Source organism: Saccharothrix sp. NRRL B-16314 (assembly GCF_000716595.1).
Classification (GTDB): Bacteria; Actinomycetota; Actinomycetes; order Mycobacteriales; family Pseudonocardiaceae; genus Actinosynnema.
The window spans coordinates 333,713-355,787 of sequence record NZ_JNXC01000003.1 but is presented as its reverse complement, the minus strand read 5'-3'; the positions used below and the strand labels follow the sequence as shown (position 1 = coordinate 355,787).

At 70.6% G+C, this 22,075-nt stretch carries 22 protein-coding genes; 9 read left to right on the top strand and 13 right to left on the bottom strand.

Translation table 11 applies throughout. The features are described 5' to 3' along the window. Positions 1-27 precede the first annotated feature (27 nt). The 4 genes from OQ02_RS08750 to OQ02_RS08735 are packed head-to-tail and all read left to right on the top strand — an operon-like array spanning position 28 to position 3,309. Positions 28-864: a ParA family protein gene (locus tag OQ02_RS08750; protein WP_033437738.1), complete on the top strand. Its 837-nt coding sequence runs from the start codon at positions 28-30 to the stop codon at positions 862-864. Beyond that, on the top strand, positions 861-1,496 hold the full coding sequence (locus OQ02_RS08745; protein ID WP_033437737.1) for a LysE family translocator: 636 nt from the start codon (positions 861-863) through the stop codon (positions 1,494-1,496). Before OQ02_RS08750 ends, OQ02_RS08745 begins: the two co-directional genes overlap by 4 nt. Then, positions 1,483-2,277, top strand: a complete 795-nt coding sequence (locus OQ02_RS08740; RefSeq protein ID WP_033437736.1) for a DNA-formamidopyrimidine glycosylase family protein — start codon at positions 1,483-1,485, stop codon at positions 2,275-2,277. The genes OQ02_RS08745 and OQ02_RS08740 overlap by 14 nt, the downstream gene beginning before the upstream one ends. Positions 2,278-2,286: 9 nt before the next feature. Next, a complete protein-coding gene (locus OQ02_RS08735) occupies positions 2,287-3,309 on the top strand; it encodes a quinone-dependent dihydroorotate dehydrogenase (RefSeq protein ID WP_033437735.1) in 1,023 nt (340 codons plus the stop codon). 9 nt (positions 3,310-3,318) lie between these two features. On the opposite strand, the gene OQ02_RS08730 is transcribed toward OQ02_RS08735, so the two are convergent. The 9 genes from OQ02_RS08730 to OQ02_RS08690 form a co-directional block, all read right to left on the bottom strand. Next, a complete protein-coding gene (locus OQ02_RS08730; protein WP_033437734.1) occupies positions 3,319-4,563 on the bottom strand; it encodes a uracil-xanthine permease family protein in 1,245 nt (414 codons plus the stop codon). A 201-nt stretch (positions 4,564-4,764) separates the two neighbouring features. Beyond that, positions 4,765-5,559, bottom strand: coding sequence for a phage shock envelope stress response protein PspM (gene pspM, locus OQ02_RS08725; protein WP_033438002.1), 795 nt, complete (start codon positions 5,557-5,559; stop codon positions 4,765-4,767). Between the two features lie 16 nt (positions 5,560-5,575). Then, positions 5,576-6,439 carry a PspA/IM30 family protein gene (locus OQ02_RS08720; RefSeq protein ID WP_033437733.1) on the bottom strand — a complete coding sequence of 288 codons (864 nt, stop codon included), beginning with the start codon at positions 6,437-6,439 and terminating at the stop codon, positions 5,576-5,578. Between the two features lie 309 nt (positions 6,440-6,748). After that, on the bottom strand, positions 6,749-7,171 hold the full coding sequence (locus OQ02_RS08715; protein WP_033437732.1) for a helix-turn-helix domain-containing protein: 423 nt from the start codon (positions 7,169-7,171) through the stop codon (positions 6,749-6,751). Between the two features lie 156 nt (positions 7,172-7,327). Continuing rightward, positions 7,328-7,801 (bottom strand): CinA family protein, encoded by a 474-nt coding sequence (locus tag OQ02_RS08710; RefSeq protein WP_033437731.1) that lies wholly within the window; start codon positions 7,799-7,801, stop codon positions 7,328-7,330. Further along, on the bottom strand, positions 7,798-8,331 hold the full coding sequence (pgsA, locus tag OQ02_RS08705; RefSeq protein WP_231499934.1) for a CDP-diacylglycerol--glycerol-3-phosphate 3-phosphatidyltransferase: 534 nt from the start codon (positions 8,329-8,331) through the stop codon (positions 7,798-7,800). Before pgsA ends, OQ02_RS08710 begins: the two co-directional genes overlap by 4 nt. A 47-nt stretch (positions 8,332-8,378) precedes the next feature. Next, positions 8,379-9,755: a 30S ribosomal protein S12 methylthiotransferase RimO gene (gene rimO / locus OQ02_RS08700; RefSeq protein ID WP_051772048.1), complete on the bottom strand. Its 1,377-nt coding sequence runs from the start codon at positions 9,753-9,755 to the stop codon at positions 8,379-8,381. Positions 9,756-9,838: 83 nt separating this feature from the next. Then, positions 9,839-10,321, bottom strand: coding sequence for an RloB family protein (locus tag OQ02_RS08695; RefSeq protein WP_033438001.1), 483 nt, complete (start codon positions 10,319-10,321; stop codon positions 9,839-9,841). Between the two features lie 55 nt (positions 10,322-10,376). Next, complete coding sequence (locus OQ02_RS08690) at positions 10,377-11,807, bottom strand: AAA family ATPase (protein WP_033437728.1); 1,431 nt, start codon at positions 11,805-11,807, stop codon at positions 10,377-10,379. A gap of 141 nt (positions 11,808-11,948) precedes the next feature. Between OQ02_RS08690 and OQ02_RS08685 the strand changes: the two genes are divergently transcribed. The 4 genes from OQ02_RS08685 (at position 11,949) to OQ02_RS08670 (ending at position 14,488) form a co-directional block, all read left to right on the top strand. Continuing rightward, complete coding sequence (locus OQ02_RS08685) at positions 11,949-12,449, top strand: amino-acid N-acetyltransferase (RefSeq protein ID WP_033437727.1); 501 nt, start codon at positions 11,949-11,951, stop codon at positions 12,447-12,449. A 63-nt stretch (positions 12,450-12,512) separates the two neighbouring features. Further along, complete coding sequence (locus OQ02_RS08680) at positions 12,513-13,367, top strand: MerR family transcriptional regulator (RefSeq protein ID WP_051772046.1); 855 nt, start codon at positions 12,513-12,515, stop codon at positions 13,365-13,367. Positions 13,368-13,398: 31 nt separating this feature from the next. Continuing rightward, positions 13,399-13,656: a hypothetical protein gene (locus OQ02_RS08675; protein ID WP_033437725.1), complete on the top strand. Its 258-nt coding sequence runs from the start codon at positions 13,399-13,401 to the stop codon at positions 13,654-13,656. Positions 13,657-14,092: 436 nt separating this feature from the next. After that, a complete protein-coding gene (locus OQ02_RS08670) occupies positions 14,093-14,488 on the top strand; it encodes a phospholipase (RefSeq protein WP_231499917.1) in 396 nt (131 codons plus the stop codon). A gap of 60 nt (positions 14,489-14,548) precedes the next feature. On the opposite strand, the gene OQ02_RS08665 is transcribed toward OQ02_RS08670, so the two are convergent. Then, on the bottom strand, positions 14,549-17,029 hold the full coding sequence (locus OQ02_RS08665; RefSeq protein ID WP_033438000.1) for a DNA translocase FtsK: 2,481 nt from the start codon (positions 17,027-17,029) through the stop codon (positions 14,549-14,551). A gap of 130 nt (positions 17,030-17,159) precedes the next feature. On the opposite strand from OQ02_RS08665, the gene OQ02_RS08660 reads away from it, so the two are divergent. Beyond that, a complete protein-coding gene (locus tag OQ02_RS08660) occupies positions 17,160-17,933 on the top strand; it encodes a lysophospholipid acyltransferase family protein (RefSeq protein ID WP_033437723.1) in 774 nt (257 codons plus the stop codon). Between the two features lie 58 nt (positions 17,934-17,991). Here OQ02_RS08660 and OQ02_RS08655 read toward each other — a convergent pair whose 3' ends face one another. The 3 genes from OQ02_RS08655 to OQ02_RS08645 are packed head-to-tail and all read right to left on the bottom strand — an operon-like array spanning position 17,992 to position 22,074. Continuing rightward, positions 17,992-19,674 (bottom strand): ribonuclease J, encoded by a 1,683-nt coding sequence (locus tag OQ02_RS08655; RefSeq protein ID WP_033437722.1) that lies wholly within the window; start codon positions 19,672-19,674, stop codon positions 17,992-17,994. Then, entirely contained in the window at positions 19,671-20,567 is an 897-nt protein-coding gene (gene dapA, locus OQ02_RS08650; RefSeq protein WP_033437721.1) for a 4-hydroxy-tetrahydrodipicolinate synthase, read from the bottom strand. The genes OQ02_RS08655 and dapA overlap by 4 nt, the downstream gene beginning before the upstream one ends. A gap of 58 nt (positions 20,568-20,625) precedes the next feature. Continuing rightward, positions 20,626-22,074: a serine/threonine-protein kinase gene (locus tag OQ02_RS08645; protein WP_033437999.1), complete on the bottom strand. Its 1,449-nt coding sequence runs from the start codon at positions 22,072-22,074 to the stop codon at positions 20,626-20,628. Between the last annotated feature and the right edge of the window lies 1 nt (position 22,075).

Here is a 22,075-nt window from a genome sequence, read left to right as displayed (position 1 = left end):
GAGCGTAAGGGCCGTAGGCTGCACAACGTGCATACGGTGGCGGTGCTCAGCCTCAAGGGTGGCGTTGGTAAGACGACGGTCGCGCTCGGCCTGGCGTCGGCCGCGCTGCGGCGCGGTATCCGGACGCTGGTCATCGACCTTGATCCGCAGTGCAACGCCACCTCGACGCTGGAACCCGACGACACCGAGGCCAGTGTCTACGACGTCCTCCAGGATCCGAGTGACGACACGCTGCGCAAGGCGATCGCGCCCAGCGCGTGGGGCGACGGCGTGGACGTGCTGGCCGGCTCGGAGGACGCGGAGTCGCTGAACCACCCCGACCCCGGTGAGACCAGGCTCGGCCGGCTGCGCGAGGCGCTGCGGCTGCTCCGGGACGACGAGGAGCCCTACCAGCTGGTGCTGCTGGACTGCCCGCCCTCACTGGGTCAGCTGACCAGGTCCGCGCTGGTCGCGGCCGATCGGGCGCTGCTGGTGACGGAGCCGACGATGTTCGCGGTGGCGGGCGTGCAGCGGGCGTTCGAGGCGGTGCAGGCCGAGCGCGAGCACAACGAGGAGCTGCAACCGCTGGGCGTGGTGGTGAACCGGGTGCGGCCGAGGTCGCACGAGCACCAGTTCCGCATCGACGAGCTGCGTGACATCTTCGGGCCGCTGGTGATGCCGGTGGCGCTGCCGGACCGGCTGGCGGTGCAGCAGGCGCAGGGCGCGTGCATGCCGATCCACGAATGGGGCACGCCTGGCGCGCGCGAAGTGGCGCTGGCGTTCAACCTGGTGCTGGCGCGGATCCTGCGGATCAGCCGGAGCAGACGCAGGGCCGTGCACCACGACTTCGACGACGAGGAGATCGAGGAAGCGGTGGACGCGTGAGCACCACGGCACTCCTGGCGTTCACCGTCGCGGCGGTGCTGCTGACGATCACGCCGGGCCTGGACACCATGATGTTGTTGCGCATGGTGCTGGGTGGCGGGCGCAAGGCCGGGCTCGTCGGCGGGTTCGGCACCACCCTCGGTTGCCTGGTGTGGGGCGCGGCGAGCATCGTCGGCCTGACCGCGCTGCTGGTGGCGTCCAAGTTCGCCTACGACGTGGTGCGCTACGCGGGTGCGGCTTACCTGTTGTGGCTCGGCGGTTCGGCGCTGTGGAAGTCGTGGCGCGGCGTCCGGGACGACCAGCCGACGGACGCACCGTCGATCACGCCCGTGCAGGCGTTGCGGGTCGGGTTCGTGACGAACCTGCTCAACCCCAAGATCGGCGTCTTCTACCTGAGCCTGCTCCCCCAGTTCCTGCCGTCCGACCAGGCGTCGGCCGGGTGGGGCGCGCTGCTGGTCGGCGTGCACGTGACCGTCGGCCAGGTCTGGCAGATCGTCGTCGTGTGGCTCGCGGGGCGGGCGGCGGTCGTGCTGGCGAAACCCGCCGTGCGTCGGTGGACCGAGCGGCTGACCGCGTCCGTGCTGGTCGGGTTCGGCCTCAAGATGGCTTTCGACAGCGGTGCCCGAGGGTGACACGGTCTTCCTGGCCGGGCACCGCCTGAACGAGGCGTTGGCCGGCCGCCGGCTGCTGCGCGGCGAGTTGCGCCACCCGAAGTGGGCCACGGCCGACCTGAGCGGCCGGGACGTGCTGGAGGTGCGCTCGGTCGGCAAGCACCTGTTCACCCGGTTCTCCGGCGACCTGAGCCTGCACAGCCACTTCCGGATGGACGGCTCGTGGCACCTCTACCGGCCCGGTGAGCGCTGGCAGCGGCCAGGTCACCAGGTGCGGGCGGTGCTGGAGGTGCCCGACCGGGTCGCGGTGGGGTTCGCGCTGCACGACCTCGAACTGCTGCCGACCGGCCAGGAGGCGCGGCTCGTCGGGCACCTGGGGCCGGACCTGCTGGGCGACTGGGACGACGGGCGTGCCGCCGAGGCGGTCGCCAGGCTGACGGCGGACCCGGACCGCGAACTGGGCTTGGCGCTGCTCGACCAGCGCGTGATGGCGGGCGTGGGCAACATGTACAAGGCCGAGGTGTGCTTCCTGCTGGGTGTGTCGCCGTGGAGCCCGGTGTCGGCGGTGGAGCCGGCGGAGGTGGTGCGGTTGGCGCGCAAGCTGCTGCTCGCCAACGCCTGGCACCCGGAGCAGAGCACGACCGGGCTGATGGGGCGTGGGCGGCAGCACTGGGTGTTCGAGCGGGGTGGCAAGCCGTGCCTGCGCTGCGGGACCAGGATCAAGGTCGGCGGGCAGGGTGCGGGTGTGCTGGAACGGCCGGTGTACTGGTGCCCGCGCTGCCAGCCAGGACCAATCGCTTAGGGTTGCTACGTGGTCTACAAGAGCGTGGTGCGCAAGGCGTTGTTCCGGATGCACGGTGGGGACGCGGAGCGGGTCCACGAGACCACGCTCGGCCTGCTGGAGCTGGTGAGCCCGGCGGCGAAGATCGTGCCGCGGCAGTCGGCTGCGGAGCGCACGGTGTTCGGCGTGCGGTTCCCGGGCCCGGTCGGGCTGGCCGCCGGTCTGGACAAGAACGGCCGGGCGCTGCCCGCGTGGCCCGCGCTCGGGTTCGGGTTCGTCGAGGTCGGCACGGTCACCAGGCACCCGCAGCCGGGCAACCCCCAGCCACGCCTGTTCCGGCTGCGCGAGAGCGAAGCGATCATCAACCGGATGGGCTTCAACAACGACGGCGCGCAGGAGCTGGCCAACCGGCTGGACCGCCTCGGCCCGCTGCCCGTGCCGCTGGGCATCAGCCTGGGCAAGTCCAAGGTGACGCCGGTCGAGGACGCGGTGGAGGACTACCGGACGTCCCTGCGCGCGCTGTACCGGCACGGCGACTACTTCGCGATCAACATCAGCTCGCCCAACACGCCGGGTCTGCGCAGCCTCCAGGACCGGACCGCGTTGACGGAGCTGCTGTCCGCCCTCAACACCACCGCGGACGAGCTGGCCGGGTCGGCACCGCGCAAGCCGATCCTGGTCAAGATCGCGCCCGACCTGACCGACGAGGCCATCGCCGAGCTGCTGGAGGTGTGCGACGCGCACGAGGTCAGCGGCCTGATCGCGACCAACACCACGCTGTCGCGGGACGGTCTGGCGCCGGCCGACCGGCACCTGGCCGAGGAGGCGGGTGGGCTGAGCGGCAAGCCGCTGACCGAACGCGCCCGCGAGGTGGTGCGGTTCGTCAGCAAGGAGACCGACGGCCGGCTGCCGATCATCGGCGTGGGCGGCATCGCGAGCGTGGACGACGCCAAGCGCATGCTCGACGCGGGCGCCAGCCTGCTCCAGATCTACACCGCGTTCATCTACGAGGGCCCCGGGCTGATCTACCGCATCAACAAGGCGTGCGCCTGATCAGGCCGATCAGGACCGGCGGGCGGCGCGCAGCGAGCGCAGCACGGGGTGCAGGATCACGACGAGCAGCGAGCCCCACACCAGGCCGCCCAGCTCCATGTCGCCCACCTGGAGCGTCAGGTCGCCCACCCCGGCGACCAGGGCCGCGCCGCCGACCAGCGCGTTGCCGGGGTTGGCGAGGTCGACCCGGTTGTCCATCCACACCCGCACGCCGACCAGGCTGATCAGGCCGAACAGCACCAGCGTCGCACCGCCGACCACGCCCGCCGGGATGGTCGCGAGCACCGCCGTCACCTTCGGCGAGAACGACATGACCACCGCCGCCACACCCGTCACCGCGTAGGCGGCGGTGGAGAAGACCTTGGTCACGCCCATCACGCCGATGTTCTCGGAGTACGTCGACGTGCCCGTGCCGCCGCCGAGGCCCGCCAGCGCGGTGGACACCCCGTTGGCGATGATCGAGTCGCCGACGTTGCCGTCGAGGTTGCGGCCGGTCAGCGCGCCGACCGCCTTGACGTGGCCGACATTCTCCGCGACCAGCACGATCACCACCGGCAGCACCAGCAGCGTGACCGACGGGCGCAGTTCCGGCGCGTGGAACTCGGGCAGCCCGAACCATGCCGCCGCGCCGACCGCGTCCAGGTCGACCAGGCCGAGCGAGAGGCCGAGCACCCAGCCGACGACCACGCCGATGAGCACCGAGAACCGGAAGAGCGAACCGCGGCCGAGCACGCCGCACAGCAGGATGATGCCCATCGTCACCGCGGCGGGCAGCGGTTGCTCGGCGAACGAGTCGGTGGCCCGGTGGGACAGGTTGAGGCCGATCAGCACGACCACCGCGCCGGTCACCACCGGCGGCATCACGGCCTCCAGCAGCCGCACGCCCAGCGCCTTCACCGCGACCCCGATGATGATCACCAGCAGCCCGGCGGCCAGCACTCCCCCGAGCTGCGCGGCGATGCCCTCGTCACGCGCGGCGGACAGCGGCGCGATGAACGCGAACGACGCACCGAGGTAGCTCGGCACCCGGTTGCGGGTGATCAGCAGGAACAGCAGGGTGCCGACGCCGGAGAACAGCAGCGTGGTGCTGACCGGGAGACCGGTGGTGGCGGGAACGAGGATCGTGGCGCCTGCCATCGCGACGAGGTGCTGGGCGCCGAAACCGATGGTGCGCGGCCAACTGGGCCGCTCCTGCGGCGCGATGGCGTCACCGTCGATCGGGCGGCCATCACCGTGCACGGTCCACAACGCCACTCAATGACCTCCCCGGCGACCAGGACGGACCACGCTGTCCGACCAAGGGATCCTGCCACGCCAAGTAGTGGCTGCGGCTATGTAACGGTCTGATAATCACACGATCGCAGCAACGTACGCCAGCACCACGATCGAGTCAGCGGAACTCCGCTACGCAACGTGAGGTAATCGGGGTTCGTGCAGATGGACCCGTGCCGCCGTTCAGCGGGACAGCTCGCGCAGCGCGGACGCCAGCCCGGCGAGGTGGTCCGCCGCGTCGTCCAGCACCTGCCGCGGGTCGGACGCGGTGCTCTCGGCGAGCACCCGGCCGGCTGCGGCGACGAGCCCGCAGTAGCCGTCCACACCCTCGTCCAGCTGGGCGCGCAGCCTTCTCACGCCCTCCACGAGCGGTGCGCGGTCCAGCGGCGGCGCCGTGTCACGGGCCCGTTCCACCGCCTGCAACTGGTGCGACACGGCCCGGATCGCGGACGCGGCCTCGGCCCCGGTGGCGCGGGCCTGCTCGACCGAGTCGGTCGGCACGGACGTCAGCGCGTCCGAGTCGAGCTGGCGCAGCAGCTCCCGCAACGTGTCCTCGGCGTCCTCCAGCCGTTCCATCGGCTGACGGGCCGCCGAGGAACGGGCGGGCAGCGGCACGGGCGCCGGAGCCGCCGCCAACTGCTTGCGCTCGGCGTCGATGCGCCCCAGCTTCAACTTCGTGCGCACCGCCAGCACCGACGTGCCGGCGAAGCCGAGGGCCGCGCCGATCCCGACGCCCTCGGCCAGCACACCGGCGATGGTGAGCGTGCCGACCACCGCGAGGAGGGCCAGCACGATCAGCCAGAAGGTGAGCACGCGGCTCGACCGGCGGTACTGCCGATCGAGCTTCGCGCGCGGGTCGTTCCAGGCGGCGTACCGCCGTTTCACCTGGTCCGCGAGTTGCCCCTGGAGGATCTGCCCCTGCAACTGACCGCCGATGACCTTGGCGATCTCACCGGCCACCTTCCGCCGGGGATCCATCGCGGACGCCACCCTCTCAGCCCTGGCTCGCCGGCGGGTTCTGCTGCATCTGCTGGGTCGGCTGCGCCTGCGTCTGCTGCACCCGCTGCTGGATCTCCTGCTGGATGCTCGCGCTCGCGCTCGCCGGCTGACCGCTCGTCACCTCGCCGGCGACCTTGCCGCCCGCCATCGACGCACGGATCTGCTCCAACCGGGAGTGGCCCGCCATCTCGGTGGTCGACTGCTGGACCTCCAGCATCCGGCCCTGCACCGAGTTCTGCGCCAGCTCCGCGGACCCGAGGGCGGTGGTGTACCGCTTCTCGATCTTGTCGCGGACCTCCTCGAGCGACGGCGTGTTGCCCGGCGCGGCCAGCTCGGTCATCTGGCGCAGCGAGTGGGAGACCTGCTCCTGCATCTTCGCCTGCTCCAGCTGGCTGAGCAGCTTGGTGCGCTCGGCGAGCTTGGTCTGGAGCACCATCGCGTTGCGCTCGACGGCCTGCTTCGCCTGCGTCGCCGCCTGCAACGCCTGGTCGTGCAGCGTCTTCAGGTCCTCGATGCTCTGCTCGGCGGTGACCAGCTGGGTGGCGAAGCCCTGCGCCGCGGTCTCGAACTGCGTCGCCCGCGCCTCGTCGCCCTTGCCGCGCGCCTCGTCGGCGAGCACGAGCGCCTGGCGTGCGGAGGCCTGAAGCTTTTCCACCTCACCCAGCTGGCGGTTGAGCTTCATCTCGAGCTGGCGCTGGTTGCCGATCACCGCGGCGGCCTGCTGGGACAACGCCTGGTGCTGGCGCTGGGCCTCCTCGATGGCCTGCTGGATCTGCACCTTCGGGTCGGCGTGCTCGTCGATCTTGGACGAGAACGCCGCCATGAAGTACTTCCATGCCTTCACGAAAGGGTTGGCCATCTCCTACGCCTGCCTTCTCCGCACTTCCCTGGCTCGCGCTCGTGATTGGCAACGACCCGGTGCCGGTGTTGGTTCCATCGTGTCAGTTGTCCCGCGCTGCTTCCACCGACCTGGGGAGATATCCGGGTTCACCCTGAGTCACCCCCTGACTTTCGTCGGCATGGTCATCCTGCCCGTCCGCCTTCCGGCCGACGCGGCGACCCCGGCCGCGGATGCCAAGTCGTTGCACGCGTGCCGGGGAACGGCTGCCGGGGAACGCCGAAAGCCGAGCCGGTCGGACCGGCTCGGCTTTCCACGGGTGCGCTGCGGTTACGCCGCCACCACCGCGTTGCGCGGCTTGCTGATCGAGGTGGACAGCCGGTGCGTGAGCACGGGCTGGAGCCGCAAGTCGGACAGGTCGTTGCCGATTACCGCCGGCACCATCGTGCCGCCCTCCAGGCCCGCCGGCGCGGGAACGGCCCGCTCCGCGAGCTCGGCAGGGGTGGGCACCGGCTGCTGGATCGCGCCGATGTCCGAGGCGACCAGGTGCAGCAGCTCCGACAGGGGCAGGTCCAACGCTTCGCAGATCGCGGCCAACAGCTCGCTGGACGCCTCCTTGCGGCCACGCTCCACCTCGGAGAGGTACCCCAGGCTGACGCGGGCGGTCCTGGAGACCTCGCGCAGCGTGCGGCGTTGGGTGGTGCGGGCATGGCGGAGCCGATCACCGATCGCCTCGCGTAGCAGCACGGTCATCGCGCGCCTCCTTCCGGCCGGCCGTGCCACCACGTTACCGACCCGTTCCGTCGACGGGCAGTGACTTCCGGACACGTCCGCCAAGGGCGAACGAGTGAACTCGCGGGTAAGTTCCCGCGAGCGCAGCCGGGTGTGACGGGAAACGCCCTGTTCACGTCACTCGACGGGGATCTTCAGGGTGGCCAGCAGCAGGTCGAGGGCCGCCGCCGCGGATCTTTCGCGGACTTCTCGGCGGTCACCACCGAGAGTGAGCGATTCCACCCAAGAACCGGATGAACCGGACAAACCGATGTGGACGGTGCCCGGCGCGACCCCGTCCTGGGGGTCCGGACCGGCCACTCCCGTGAGCCCGAGACCCCACGTCGCCCCGCAGCGCTCCCGTGCGCCCTCGGCGAGCTGCCTGGCCACCTCGGGGTGCACCGCGCCGTGTTCGGCCAGCAGCGCGCCGTCCACGCCCGCGAGCGCGTGCTTGAGGTCGGTCGCGTAGACCACGAGCCCGCCGCGCACCACGGCGCTGGAGCCGGGCACGGACGTCAGCTCGACCGTCACCATGCCCGCCGTGAGTGATTCGGCGGTGGCGACCGTCTCGCCGCGCGCCAGGAGCGCCCGGACGACGTCCTCCGCGCTCACGCCCCGGCCACCGCCCGCTTGCCCCTGGCCCGCAGCCGGATGGCGCGGACCACGTAGTCGACGCCGGTGACGACGGTCAGCACGACGGCCGCGCCCATGGTGACCACCGCGACCACGTCCAGCCACGCCGGCAGCGGCAGGATGTACAGGCCGATGGCGACGATCTGCACGAGCGTCTTGGCCTTACCGCCGCGGCTGGCCGGGATCACGCCGTGCCGGATGACCCAGAAGCGCAGCAGCGTCACGCCGACCTCGCGCACCGCGATGACGATCGTCACCCACCACGGCAGCTCGCCCAGCAGGCTCAGCCCGACCAGCGCGGCGCCGGTCAGCGCCTTGTCCGCGATCGGGTCGGCGATCTTGCCGAAGTCGGTGATCAGGCCGTGCTTGCGGGCCAGGTTGCCGTCCACGTGGTCGGTGACCGACGCGAGGGCGAACACGCCGAACGCCCACAGCCGCCACCAGGACTGGTGGCCGTCCTCGGCGAAGAGGAAGTAGAGGAACACCGGCACGAGCACCAGCCGGGACATCGTCAGCACGTTGGCGATGTTCAGCACCGGCACGCGCGCGGGCTCGGTCACCTCGGCAGCACCTCGATCGCTGTGACGACCAGGTCGACGCCCTCGGACGCGTCCACCCGGCAGCGGACCAGGTCGCCGACCTTCAGGCCGTCGGCGTTCGTGACCACGCACTCGCCGTCGACCTCGGGCGCCTGGTGGGCGGCCCGGCCGAGGCAGTCGTTCTCGTCGTCCTCCTCGGTCTCGACCAGGACGACGACCTCCTCGCCCACGCGGTCCTCCGCGCGCTGCGAGATCAGCTCCTCGACCAGGTTCGAGATGCGGGCGACGCGCTCGGCGACGGTGTCGGCGTCCAGCTTGTCCGGCAGGTTCTCGGCCTCGGTGCCGTCCTCGTCGGAGTAGCCGAACACGCCGACCGCGTCCAGCCGGGCGGCGGTGAGGAAGCGCTCCAGCTCGGCCACGTCCTCCTCGGTCTCACCGGGGAAGCCGACGATGACGTTGCTGCGGATGCCGGCGCGCGGCGCGAGCGAGCGGATCTGCTCGACCAGGCCGAGGAACGACTCGGTCGACCCGAACCGGCGCATCCGGCGGAGGACGGCCTCGCTGGAGTGCTGGAAGGACATGTCGAAGTAGTCGGCCACGCCCTCGGTGGTGGCGATGGCCTTGACCAGGGTGGGCTTCGTCTCGGCCGGCTGGAGGTACGACACCCGGACCCGGTCGATGCCGGGCACCGCCGCCAGCCGCTCCAGCAGCTGCTCGAGGCCGCCCAGCTCGCGCGGCAGGTCCTTGGCGTAGGAGGTGGAGTTCTCCGAGACCAGGAAGACCTCGCGGACGCCCTGCTCGGCCAGCCACACCGCCTCGGCCACCACCTCGTCCGGGTGACGGGACACGAAGGCGCCGCGGAACGACGGGATCGCGCAGAACGAGCAGCGGCGGTCGCAGCCGGAGGCGATCTTCAGCGGGGCGACGGGGGTGTCGGTCAGGCGGGTGCGCAGGACGCGCGGGCCCCAGCCGTGACCGGGCACCTGGACGTCCTCGGCGGCCTTCTGGCGTTGCACGGGGGTGAGCGGGAGCAGCGTGCGCCGGTCGACCGGCTTGTGGGACTCGATGCTCTGACCTGCGAGGACGTCGTCCAGCCGGTCGGCGAGGTCGGTGTAGTGGTCGAAGCCGAGCACGGCGTTCGCCTCGGGCAGGCTGTCGGCGAGCTCCGCGCCGTACCGCTCGGCCATGCACCCGACCGCGACCACCTTCGCGCCGCTGTCCGCGGCGGCGAGGAGCGTGTCCACGGAGTCCTTCTTCGCGGACTCCACGAAGCCGCAGGTGTTCACCACGACCACGTCGGCCTCGTCGTCGACCAGCTCCCAGCCGCCGGCGGTGAGGCGGCCGGCCAGCTCTTCGGAGTCGACTTCGTTGCGGGCGCACCCGAGGGTCAGCATGGCGACGCGCTTGGACGTGGTGGGGGAAGACACGGTGCTCAGGGTAACCGGCGCGGAGGCCGTCGCCGTCCGGCCCGGTGCGGTCAGCGGCGGAGCACTGCTCCGACGAGTCGGCCGACACCGGTTGACGGATTACCCGGACCCAGCAGCGCGGCACGCGCCATGGCGTCCTCCACGCGCGGGTCGAAGGCGGCGAAGTCCAGTTTCTTGTCGTAACCGGGAACGTGCCGGGCCAGCAGGTCACGTGCGGCTCGGTAGTCGGTGACGTGCGCGCGGTGGTCCGCGAAGTGCAGGAGCAGCCATACCTCGAAACACGGGTTCGACACCGCGAGGTTCACCTGCAGCCTGTCTGCCAGTCGCACGGCGGCCGGTATGTCGAACTCGTCGACGTCGACGACACACCACACCGCCTCGAATTCCTCGCGGTACTGGTCGCGCAACCTGGCGGCGTACCCGACCAGGTTGTGCGGCGCATCGACCTTGTACTTCACCGTGATGGGCACCCGCCGGGTCAGGCGGAGGCCGGAGAAGTACTGGCTCTCGGTCTTCTCGCCGCCACTGACCACCAGCAAGTTGCTCCGGCGCGGAGCGCGCGTCCCCCTCGAACGGCGCTGCGAGTTCTCACGCCTCGCCGTCAATGCCGCCACCTCGCACGGCTTCCGCGAACAATTCCCCGTACACGTTCGGCACGCCGCCGTACTGGCCCGCGAGATAGCGCCGCTCCAGGTTGTCCTCCCGACGCGGTTTGAAATCGGTGAGCGGGTAGAGCGTGCTCACGCCGGCCGGACTCTTCTCGACGAACCACACCTCGTCACGGTCCAGCACTTCGTCCGCCAGCGGCGGGTTCAGCAACGTCGCATCGTGCGTCGTGAAGATCAACTGGCCCCCGGCCGCGTTCACTTCCCGATCGTTGAACAGGGCCACCAGACGCGCCGACAGCAGGGAGTGCAGGCTGGCATCGATCTCATCGATGACCAGCACACCGCCTTCGTCGAGCACGGTCAGCACTGTCGGCAGCAGGGAGAGCCACGAGAGCGTGCCCGCCGACTCGTCGTCAAGCCGGAACGGCTCACCGATGACCCCGTGCGCCAACTGGATCTCCCTGCGAGCACGGTCGGCTGCCGCCAGCGTGCGCCGGATGTTCCGGTGCGCTTCACCGTAATCACGTGCCGCGGCGTCCACACGCCCTCGCAACATCCTCCGCCGCGCAGCGAGACCCGACCCCTTGCCGATCCTCTTCATCTCCGCTTCGACCTCCTCCAGGTCGGCTTCCGCCAACCGGAGTGAAGCCCTGGCCTTCACGACCACGTCCTCCGCTGCGCGAATCTCCACGCCGTCGTCCGTGGCGGGATCGACGACGACCGCGATATCGGTTATACCCAGATCGGCGGCGCCCAACAGCCCGACCACGCGATCCCGCAGACCCGGGTTCGCCAGCATGAAGTCGGCGATCCTGGCCTCCAGATTCGCCGAGTCGTCATCGGAAAGCCGGAAGACCAACTGGTCCACGAACCACCGGTACACCGGCTGGAGCACGGCCAGGTTCGACCGACCGGCCAGGCTGAGGAACAAGGAGTCCGATCTGAGCAGCGATTCGAGGACTTCCACCTTGGCGCCGACATCGGCCACGGTCGTGCCGAATTTCACGCTGTCCCCTGAACGGTCGAAAAGCACTCTCTTCCGCTTCTCGGGATAGCTGTACAACCACTCGGCGAGCACGTGCCGGTCGTCGACTTCGAACCCGTACGTGTACCGGACGCCGCCCAGCACCAGGTCGACCACGAAAACGGACGGCCTGTCGCGGGTGGTCGGGTCGAGCTTGAACGGCCTGCGCGGCACCCCGCCGCCCGGTCGCCACTGGGCGAACGAGTCCCGGACCGCGTCGGCCATGAACTTCAGGCCGTCCAGGAGGTTCGACTTGCCCGACGCGTTGGCGCCGTAGACCGCCGCGACCGGCAGCACCTCGCGGTCCTTCACGTACACGGGCATGAGCAAGAGCTCCTGCTCGTCGCGGAACGACCGGTGGTTGCCCATCCTGAAGCTCCGGAGCACCCGACACCTCCGACAGTGAAGTTCCAGCCCGTTCCGTGCCAGTAAACCGCACAAAGGCGGCCCAAGCGGGTGGACAGGAGATATTTCACCACGTCGAACGCCGAGTAGGAGTCCGTGGCACCCGAAGGTTACGTTTGCACCGTGAACGACCCGATCAACGTGCGTCGCGCCCGCACCGGCGACGTGCGGGCGATGAAAGCCCTCATCGACGCGTACGCGGGCAAGGTGCTGCTGGCCAAGCCGCTGGTGACGCTGTTCGAGGACATCCAGGAGTTCTGGGTCGCCGAGGAGGACGGCGTGGTCCTCGGGTGCGGCGCCCTGCACGTGCTGTGGGAGGACCTGGCCGAGATCCGCACGGTCGCGGTGGCGCCGGTGGCGTTGGGGCGCGGGGTCGGCCACCGGATCGTGCACCGGCTCATCGAGACCGCCCGCGAGCTCCAGCTGGAACGCCTGTTCGTCCTCACCTTCGAGACGGCCTTCTTCGGCAAGCACGGCTTCGTGGAGATCGACGGCACGCCGGTGTCGCCGGAGGTCTACGAGGAGATCATGCGGTCGGCCGACGAGGGCGTGGCCGAGTTCCTGGACCTCTCGTACGTGAAGCCCAACACCCTGGGCAACTCCCGGATGCTCCTGCACCTGTAACTCTTCGAGCAAACACTCGAAGAGTCTTGACTCGACCAACGCCGACCCACCAAGATCGGCGCCGTGGAGCAGTGGACGGTCGACGAGCTGGCGGTCCGGGTCGGTCTACCGGGCAGCACCATCCGCATGTACCAGACCAAGGGCGTGCTGCACCCACCCCGCAGGCAGGGCCGGGTCGCCTACTACAACGCCTCCCACCTGGAACGCCTCACCCTCGTCCAACGCCTCCAGTCGCGCGGCTTCTCGCTGCCCGCGATCGCCGAACTGGTGAAGGCGCGCGAGAAGGGCGCGAGCGTCGCGGCGGTGCTGGGCCTCGGTGAGGCGGAAGGCCCCGACGACTGGGTCCGGATCAAGGTCCGCGACATCAGCCGCCTGGTCCCGATGGGCGACATCCGCCCCCGCGTCCTGCGCCGCGCCGTGCACCTGGGCCTGGTCCGGTGGCGACGCGGCTGGCCTCACGTCCGCCGCTGGGCGCTGGACTCGGGCAACCGGCTCGCCGCGCTGAGCGTCCCCAGCGACGTCGTGCTGGACAAGTTCGCGAACCTGCGCACGGCCACCGACGGCATCGCGGCCGACTTCGTCGAGGTGTTCGAGCGCCACCTGTGGCCGCAGCTGGCCGAGAACGCGGACCAGGACGACCAGCTCGACCGCATGCGCGCACTCCTCGTGGAGCTGACCTACACCGCCGAGACCGTCGTGATCGGCACGTTGCGCGAGTCGATCCGGGACGCGGCCGAGGAGTTCGCCCGCCGCCACCAACTGCTGCCCAGCGACGACTTCAAGCCCGCCTGGGTCGAAGAACCGGTGCCCATCGCCGAACGCCTCATCGACACCGAGGAGGACGACGGGATCCCCGACGAGCCGACGATCCTGCGGTTCCTCGACCGGGGCGACGACCACGACGAGACGGCCGGATGACCGCCCTCGTGCCGGCGCACCGGAGCGTGACGTGATCGCGGCCATCGGCGCGGTGGTCGGGCTGTGGGCGGGGTACCGGTACGACCGGTCGATCGACCGGCACCCGTTGCGGTCCGGGGTGAAGCGGCTGGTGTTCTGGGTGCTGCTGTTCGTCGCCGAGTACCTGCTGGTGCGGTCCGCGTCGTCCTGGCTCGGCGTGCTGGTGTGGCCGGTGGTGTTCGCGTACGCGCTGGCGGTGTGCCTGATCGGGCCGTGGGTGTCGGAGTACTACCGCCGGCGCGCGACCTGACCACTGCCGCACCCGGTCACGGCCGCGACTGGCTACGGCTGCGCGAAGTCCAACCCGCAGACGCCGAACCCGCGCTGTCACCGGCACTCGTACCGGCAGACCAATCGACGTTGGCCGGAAAAGCCCAACGCGGAAGGTGGTTCGGCCCAGTCGGAGCAGGCTCAGCGGCCCAGTCATCGCGCCTCCGAACGGCCTTGCCGCACCTCGACGGCATCCCCGCGGCGGGCGCTGAAGTGTTGGCACCGCCCGAATTGCGGAACCAGCCGGTCCGGTCGGCCGCCGTGATCGCCCGCGGCCGGGAGTTCACCCGTAATTGAGACGGAGTGAGCCGATCGGGGCTGGTGCCCGTTGATCAGCGACCGGTACAAACCCTCAAACCTTTGAACCGAGGGGAAGCACAGTGCTCGCGAAATCCCTGCGCAACACGTTCGCAGTCTTGGTCGCCTCACTCGCCCTGCTGGTGGGCGCCGGTGTCGGTCAGGCCGCCATCAACGCTCCGGCGGTGACCGACGACTACATGTTCAACAAGTCCCTTGCGCAGTTCTCGTCCATCCGCACGCAGCGGCCGTACAGCACCCAGCTCGACTGGTCGTCGGACGGCTGTTCCTGGTCGCCGGACAACCCGTTCGGCTTCCAGTTCCTGCCGGCCTGCCACCGGCACGACTTCGGCTACCGCAACTACAAGCGGCAGGGCCGGTTCAACGAGACGACCCGGCTGCGGATCGACAACAACTTCAAGTCGGACATGTACCACCAGTGCGCGGGCAACTGGTCCTGCAACCGGACCGCGGACGCCTACTACAGCGCGGTGCGCCAGTTCGGCGCCAGCTGACGCCGTCGTGAACGTTCCCCCGCCGCCATTTCCGGCGGGGGGACGATTTCGACGGGCGGATCAGTCCTCGTCTGCGTCGTCGGGCCCCGAACCGCCGCGGATCAGGTAGACGAGTGAGTCCAGCTCGTCCGGTTTGATCAGCACGTCGCGGGCCTTCGAGCCCTCCGACGGGCCGACGACGCCGCGCGTCTCCAGCAGGTCCATCAGCCGTCCCGCCTTGGCGAAGCCCACGCGCAGCTTGCGCTGCAGCATCGACGTCGAGCCGAACTGGGACGTGACGATCAGCTCCGCCGCCTGGATCAGCAGTTCCAGGTCGTCACCGATGTCGGCGTCGATGTCCTTCTTCTCGCTCGCCTTCGCCGCCGTGACGCCGTCCGTGTACTCGGGCTGCGCCTGGGTCTTGGCGAAGTCGACGATCTCGGAGATCTCGTCGTCCCCGACGTACGCGCCCTGCACGCGCACCGGCTTCGAGGCGCCCATCGGCAGGTACAGGCCGTCGCCCATGCCGATCAGCTTCTCCGCGCCCGGCTGGTCCAGGATGACCCGCGAGTCGGTCAGCGACGACGTGGCGAACGCCAGCCGTGACGGCACGTTGGTCTTGATCAGACCGGTCACCACGTCCACCGACGGCCGCTGCGTCGCCAGCACCAGGTGGATGCCCGCCGCACGCGCCTTCTGCGTGATCCGGACGATCGCGTCCTCGACGTCGCGCGGCGCGGTCATCATCAGGTCGGCCAGCTCGTCCACGATCGCCATGATGTACGGGTACGGCCGGTAGACGCGTTCGCTGCCCGGTGGCGCGGCGATCTCACCCGACTTGACCTTGCGGTTGAAGTCGTCGATGTGCCGGACCCGGTTGACCTGCATGTCCTGGTAGCGCTGCTCCATCTCCTCTACCAGCCAGGCCAGCGCGGCGGCGGCCTTCTTCGGCTGGGTGATGATGGGCGTGATCAGGTGCGGGATGCCCTCGTACGGCGTCAGCTCGACCATCTTCGGGTCGATGAGGATCATCCGCACCTCCTCCGGCGTGGCCCGCGCCAGCAGCGACACCAGCATCGAGTTCACGAAGCTGGACTTGCCGGAACCGGTGGAGCCCGCGACCAGCAGGTGCGGCATCTTGGTCAGGTTCGCGGTGACGAAGTGGCCCTCGATGTCCTTGCCCAGCCCGATCACCATCGGGTGGTTGTCGTTGACCGTGGACGGCGAGCGCAGCACGTCGCCGAGCCGCACCATCTCGCGGTCGCTGTTGGGGACCTCGATGCCGACCGCGGACTTGCCGGGGATCGGGGCGAGCAGCCGGACGTTGTCGGTGGCCACCGCGTAGGCGATGTTCTTGGTCAGCGCGGTGATCTTCTCGACCTTCACGCCCGGCCCGAGCTCCACCTCGTACCGGGTGACCGTCGGGCCGCGGGTGAAGCCGGTGACCTGCGCGTCGATGGAGAACTGGTCGAGCACGCCGGTGATGGCCTCGATCATCAGGTCGTTGGCCTTGCTGCGGGCCTTCGGCGCGTCGCCGTCCTTGAGGATGGTGGGCGGCGGCAGCCGGTAGTCGCCCTCCACCGCGCGCACGGCGAGCGCGGCCGTCTTCGTGCTGTCCGGGGTGGCCTTCGGCTTGGGCGCGGGCTTCGCGGGCGGCGGGGACGGCAGGGGCGGCTCTTCGTCCAGCGGCAGCTCGGGCTGCTCGTCGGGGACGGCGACGGCCTGGCGGCGGCTGCGGGACGGGCGGCGCAGCTTGACCGGCTTCTCGTCGGGCTCCGGTTCCGGCTCGTCGTCCTCGAAGCCGTCGGCGGGTTCCGGCTTGCGGTGCAGCAAGCCGCCGAGTCGCGCGGGCACCTCGCGGATCGGCACGTGCACCAGCAGCAGCACGCCGTAGCCGAAGATCAGCACCAGCAGCGGTCCGGCGACCCACGGGGTGAGGCCCTGCGCGAGGAAACCGCCGGCGAGGTAGCCGAGGGCGCCACCGGCGTCGCGGCGGGCGATCGGGTCCATCGGCAGGCCGCCGACGAGGTGGAACATGCCGAGGAAGCCGACGGTGACGAGGATCGCGCCGATCACGAGGCGCGGCCGGGCTTCGGTGTTCGGGTCGGTGCGCATGAGCGTCACGCCGATCGCCAGCAGCACCACCGGCAGGATCACCGCGGGACCGCCGACGGAGCTGCGCACGGCGACGTCGACCCACTGGCCGACCGGTCCGCCCGCCTGCCACCACACACCCGCGGCGGTGATCACGGCCAGCGCGATCAGCACCAGCGCCAGGCCGTCACGGCGGTGCGCGGGATCGAGTTCCTTGCCACGGCCCACCGCGCGGACCACCGAGCCGACACCGCGGCCGAGCACGCCCCACACCTTGCCGACGGAACCGGAGGACTTCTTCGCCGCCGAACGCTTCGCCGGCGGGCGCTTGGCGGGCGCACGCTTGGCCGGTGCCCGTTTGGCCGGTGCCCGCTTGGCGGCTGGACGGGACGCGCCGGACCCGGACTTCGCCCCGGATCCGGTGGTGCGGGTCGAGCCCTTGCGCGTGGTCCCAGGTCGGCCGGCCATGTGCATACGGTAGTCCCTCGAGCCCCACCAGCCCCAACGGTCACGCTCGACGTGACGTGCGCTGCCGGTCCTCCATAGTTGCCCGGAATGCGGTGCGCCGACACCTCGACACGCCGTAGCCTTTCGCGCTGTGCCCACACCACTGCTGTGGCGCGTGCTGACCGCAGTCGACCAAGGGGTCGTCGGCCTCAGCGGACGACTCGAAGTCACCGGCGACATCCCGGCGGACCTCAGGGGACGTCCCCTGCTGCTCGCGTCCAACCACATCGGCAACCTCGACCCGTTCGTGCTGATCGCGGCGTGCCGCCGGATCGGTGTCGCGCCGCGCTTCCTGCTCGCGGGCGGTCTGCTCGACGCACCGGTCCTCGGTCCCCTGCTGCGCGGCTCCGGCCACCTGCGGGTGGACCGGGCGGCGGCGGACGTCGGCGACGCCTACCACCGCACCGTCGAGGCCCTGCGCCGCGGCGGCGACCCGATCGCGCTGTACCCGGAGGGCCGGGTGAGCCTCGATCCCGGGCTGTGGCCGGAGCGGGGCAAGACCGGTGCGGCCAGGTTGGCGCTCAGCGGCGGCATCCCGGTGGTCCCGGTCAGCCAGTGGGGTGCGCACGAGGCCGTGTACTGGGGCAACACCCACGTCGACGGGTGGGAGGACGTCAAGCCGTACCTCACGTCGTACCTGCGCGGGATGCGGCGGCGGCCGACGTTCAAGGTGCACTTCGGCAAGCCCGTGGACCTGTCGGGGCTGGAGGACGGCAAGCCGGGTGACGCGCGGCGGGCGCACGAGCGGATCATGCGCGCGATCACGACGGGCCTGGTGCCGTTGCGGATCGGCGAGCCGGACCTGCCGAAGTTCCACGACCCGACCCGGCCCACGACGGGCAAGAGCCCCTGGCGGCCGGAGTAGCGCTCCACCGACGGACGAGCCGGCACCGGGGTCCGGTGCCGGCTCGGCTCGTCCCGCGTCAGTTCACCGGGATGATGGTCGGCACGATCATCGGACGGCGGCGGTAGGTCTCGGCGACCCAGCGGCCCACCACGCGGCGCACGGCCTGCGCGATGCGGTGCGAGTCGGTGATCCCCTCGGCCTCCGTGCGGGACAGCTCCATCTCCACCAGGGAGATGGCCTGGTCCAGGGCTTTCGGGTCGTCGGAGAACCCGCGCCCGGACACGGTCGGCGGCGCCACCGCGCGGCCGTTGGTGGAGTCCACGGCGACGGTGATCGCGATGAACCCGCCCTCGCCGAGCACCAGCCGGTCGGACAGGGTCGACTCGCCGACGTCGCCGACGGAAAGCCCGTCCACGTAGACGTGCCCGACCTCGACCTTGCCGCTGATCGCGGCCTTGCCGTCGACCAGGTCGACCACCACGCCGTCCTCGGCGATGACCACCCGCTCCTCGTCCACCCCGGTCGCCACGGCCAGTGCCGCGTTCGCCCGCAGGTGCCGCCACTCGCCGTGCACCGGCATGACGTTCGACGGCCGCACCGCGTTGTACAGGAACAGCAGCTCGCCGGCCGGAGAGTGGCCGGACACGTGCACCTTGGCGTTGCCCTGGTGCACGACCGTCGCACCGAGCCGCGCCAGGCCGTTGACCACGCCGAACACCGCGTTCTCGTTGCCCGGGATCAGCGACGACGCCAGCACGATCGTGTCGCCGGCCTTGATCGAGATCTGCCGGTGCTCGCCGCGCGCCATCCGGGACAGCGCCGACAGCGGCTCGCCCTGCGACCCGGTGGACACGAACAGCACCCGGTCCTCGGGCATGTCCATGGCCTCGTTGAGGTCGACGAACAGGCCCTCCGGCACCCGCAGGTAGCCCAGCTCGGACGCGATGCCCATGTTGCGCACCATCGACCGGCCGACCAGCGCGACCCGCCGATTGTACTGCACCGCCACGTCCAGCACCTGCTGCACGCGGTGCACGTGCGAGGCGAAGCACGCCACGATCACGCGCTGGTTGGCCTTGCGGATGACGTTCTCCAGCACCGGCCCGATCTCGCGCTCCGGCACCACGAACCCGGGCACCTCGGCGTTGGTCGAGTCGACCAGGAACAGGTCGACTCCCTCGTCGCCGAGCCGGGAGAACCCGGCCAGGTCGGTCAGCCTGCCGTCGAGCGGCAGCTGGTCGAGCTTGATGTCGCCGGTGTGCAGCACCAGGCCGGCGGACGTGCGGATGGCGACCGCGACGGCGTCCGGGATGGAGTGGTTGACCGGGAAGAACTCCAGGTCGTACGGCCCGAACGAGCGCCGCTCGCCGTCGCCGATCTCCACCAGCCGCGGCGTCTGGCGGTGTTCCCGGCACTTGGCCGCGAGCAGCGCCAGGGTGAGCCTCGATCCGACCACGGGCACGTCGGGGCGCAGCTTGAGCAGGAACGGCACCGCGCCGATGTGGTCCTCGTGGCCGTGCGTCAGGACCACGGCCTCGATGTCGTCCAGCCGGTCCTCGATGGCCCGGAAGTCCGGCAGGATCAGGTCGACGCCCGGCTGGTCGTCCTCGGGGAACAGCACGCCGCAGTCCACGACGAGCAGCCGGCCGGCGTGCTCGAACACCGTCATGTTGCGGCCGATCTCGCCAATCCCGCCCAGTGCGACGAGGCGAAGGGCTCCGTCTGGCAGTGCGGGCGGGGGTGAGTTCGGGTTGATCACGCGTTGACTCCCAATTCGGCCTCGACGGCCTCGATGTCCTCGGTTGAAGCGGGTACCAGCGGCAGCCTCGGGTCGCCCACGTCGAGTCCGCGCACACGCAGCGCGGTCTTCGCGTAGGTGACGCCGGGCATCCGGCTGAAGGGCCGCAGCAGCGGCAGCAGCGAGTGGTGGATCGCGGTCGCGCCGGCGGCGTCACCGGACTCGTGGGCGACGAGCATGTCGCGCAGCCGGTCCGCGGCGAAGTGCGAGATGACGCTGACGAAGCCGACCGCGCCGACCGACAGCCAGGGCAGGTTCAGCGGGTCGTCACCGGAGTAGTAGGCCAGGTCGGTGCCGGCGATGACCTTGCTGCCCGCGAGCAAATCGCCCTTGGCGTCCTTCACGGCCACGATCCGGGGGTGCTCGGCGAGCCGCAGCAGGGTCTCCACGTCGATGGGGATGACGGTCCGCGGCGGGATGTCGTACAGCATCACCGGCACGCCGACCTGGTCGGCGATGGTGGTGAAGTGCGCGTACACGCCCTCCTGGGTCGGCCGCGAGTAGTACGGCGTGACCAGCAGCAGGCCGTGCGCGCCCGCCGCCTCGGCCTCCTTGGCCAAGTGCACGCTGTGCGCGGTGTCGTACGTGCCGGCGCCGCTCACCACGGTCACGCGGTCGCCGACCGCCTCGACCACGGCGCGGATGAGGTCGGCCTTCTCGGCGTCGCTCGTGGTGGGGCTCTCGCCGGTGGTGCCGTTGAGCACGAGACCGTCGTTGCCCAGCCCGACGAGGTGCTCGGCGAGCTGTTGCGCCTTGTCCAGGTCCACCGCCCCGCGGGCGTCGAACGGGGTGACCATGGCGGTGAGCACGCGGCCGAAGGGTCGGCCGGGCGAGGCGGTAGGACTTCCGGTCATAGCCGGAAATCTACCGCGTCACCCTCCGCAAGCTGCGACGACAGCACCTACAGCGGGCCTACTCTGCGTACACCTGTTCGGACAGTTCGGTCTTGTCCGCGTTCCACAGCACGCAGAACACCTCGCGGCTGCCCTTGTCGTCCGAATCGCTGGGGTCCGCCTTCCACTGCTTCCCCGTCGGCACCACGGCGACGTAGCGGAACTTGTCGGCCTTGTCCTCCACCGGGACGCGGTCGGACATGAAGTGCAGCGTGCAGAAGCGCTCCGCGTACTCCCGCATCCACTCGCCCTCGGGGTAGGCGCGCTTGTCCGACGAGCCGAACGGCGAGCCGACGGCGTAGACCTCGACCCGGTGCTTGTCCTCGCAAGTGGTGGAGTTCACCGTGACGTTCTGCTCGACGAAGTTGTCGCCGCACTGCCCGTCGCGCAGCTCGAACTGGCTCGCGGTCATCGTGCCGTCGGAACCGTAGGTGATGGTCTCGGCCATCGCGGCGGGCGGCGAGTCGGTGAACATCCAGCGGCCCAGGAACACGCCCGCGACCAGCAGCGCGACCGCGGCCAGGGCACCGCCGGCGATCAGCGCGTTCTTCAACCACGGCTTCCGCACGGCGGTCGGCGCGGTGTAGTGCATGGTCGAGTTCGGCGGCGCGCCGAAACCCGTCGGCGGCGTCGGCTGGGCGGCGGCGCGCTCCAGCATGGCGCGTGCCTGCGGGCCGGACAGCCGGGCGTTCGGGTCGGGCATCAGCAGGCCCGTGATCACCGCGCCGAGCGCGCCGTGCGCCCTGGTCAGCCGCGGCACCTCGTTCATGATCGCGTGCAGGGTGGACGCGGTGGACGAGCGCTCGTACGGGTTGACGCCCTCGACGGCGTAGCAGAGCGTCGCGCCCAGCGCCCACAGGTCGGACGCGGGCGAGGCCTCGTGGCCGTGGATGCGTTCCGGCGACATGTAGGCGGGCGAGCCGATGAGGCTGCCGGCCGTGGTCAGCCGCGGGTCGTCGACGGCCTGGGCGATGCCGAAGTCGGTCAGCTTCACCCGACCCGCGGGCGTGATCATCAGGTTGCCGGGCTTGACGTCCCGGTGCACGATGCCCGCCTGGTGCGCGGAGTCCAAAGCGGACAGCGCCTGGGTGGCCATCGAGACGACCCGGTCCTGCGGCATCGGGCCGTGCGCGTTGATGAGCGTGGAGAGCGTGGCCGCCTCGACCAGCTCCATCACGATGTAGTTCATGCCGTTCTCGGCGACCACGTCGAAGACGGTGACGACACCCGGGTCGTTCAGCCGGCCCGCCGTGCGCGCCTCGCGGAGGACCCGCTCCTCCAGCACCCGGCGCTCCTCGGGCGCGATGCCGTCGGGCAGGTGCAGCTCCTTGATCGCGACGTGGCGACCGATCACGTTGTCCTGGGCGCGCCACACGACGCCCATGCCACCGCGTCCGAGCTCGGCGAGCAGGGTGTACCTGCCCGCGATGACGCGGGGTTGGGCGCTCACACCTTGGGGACCAGTCACC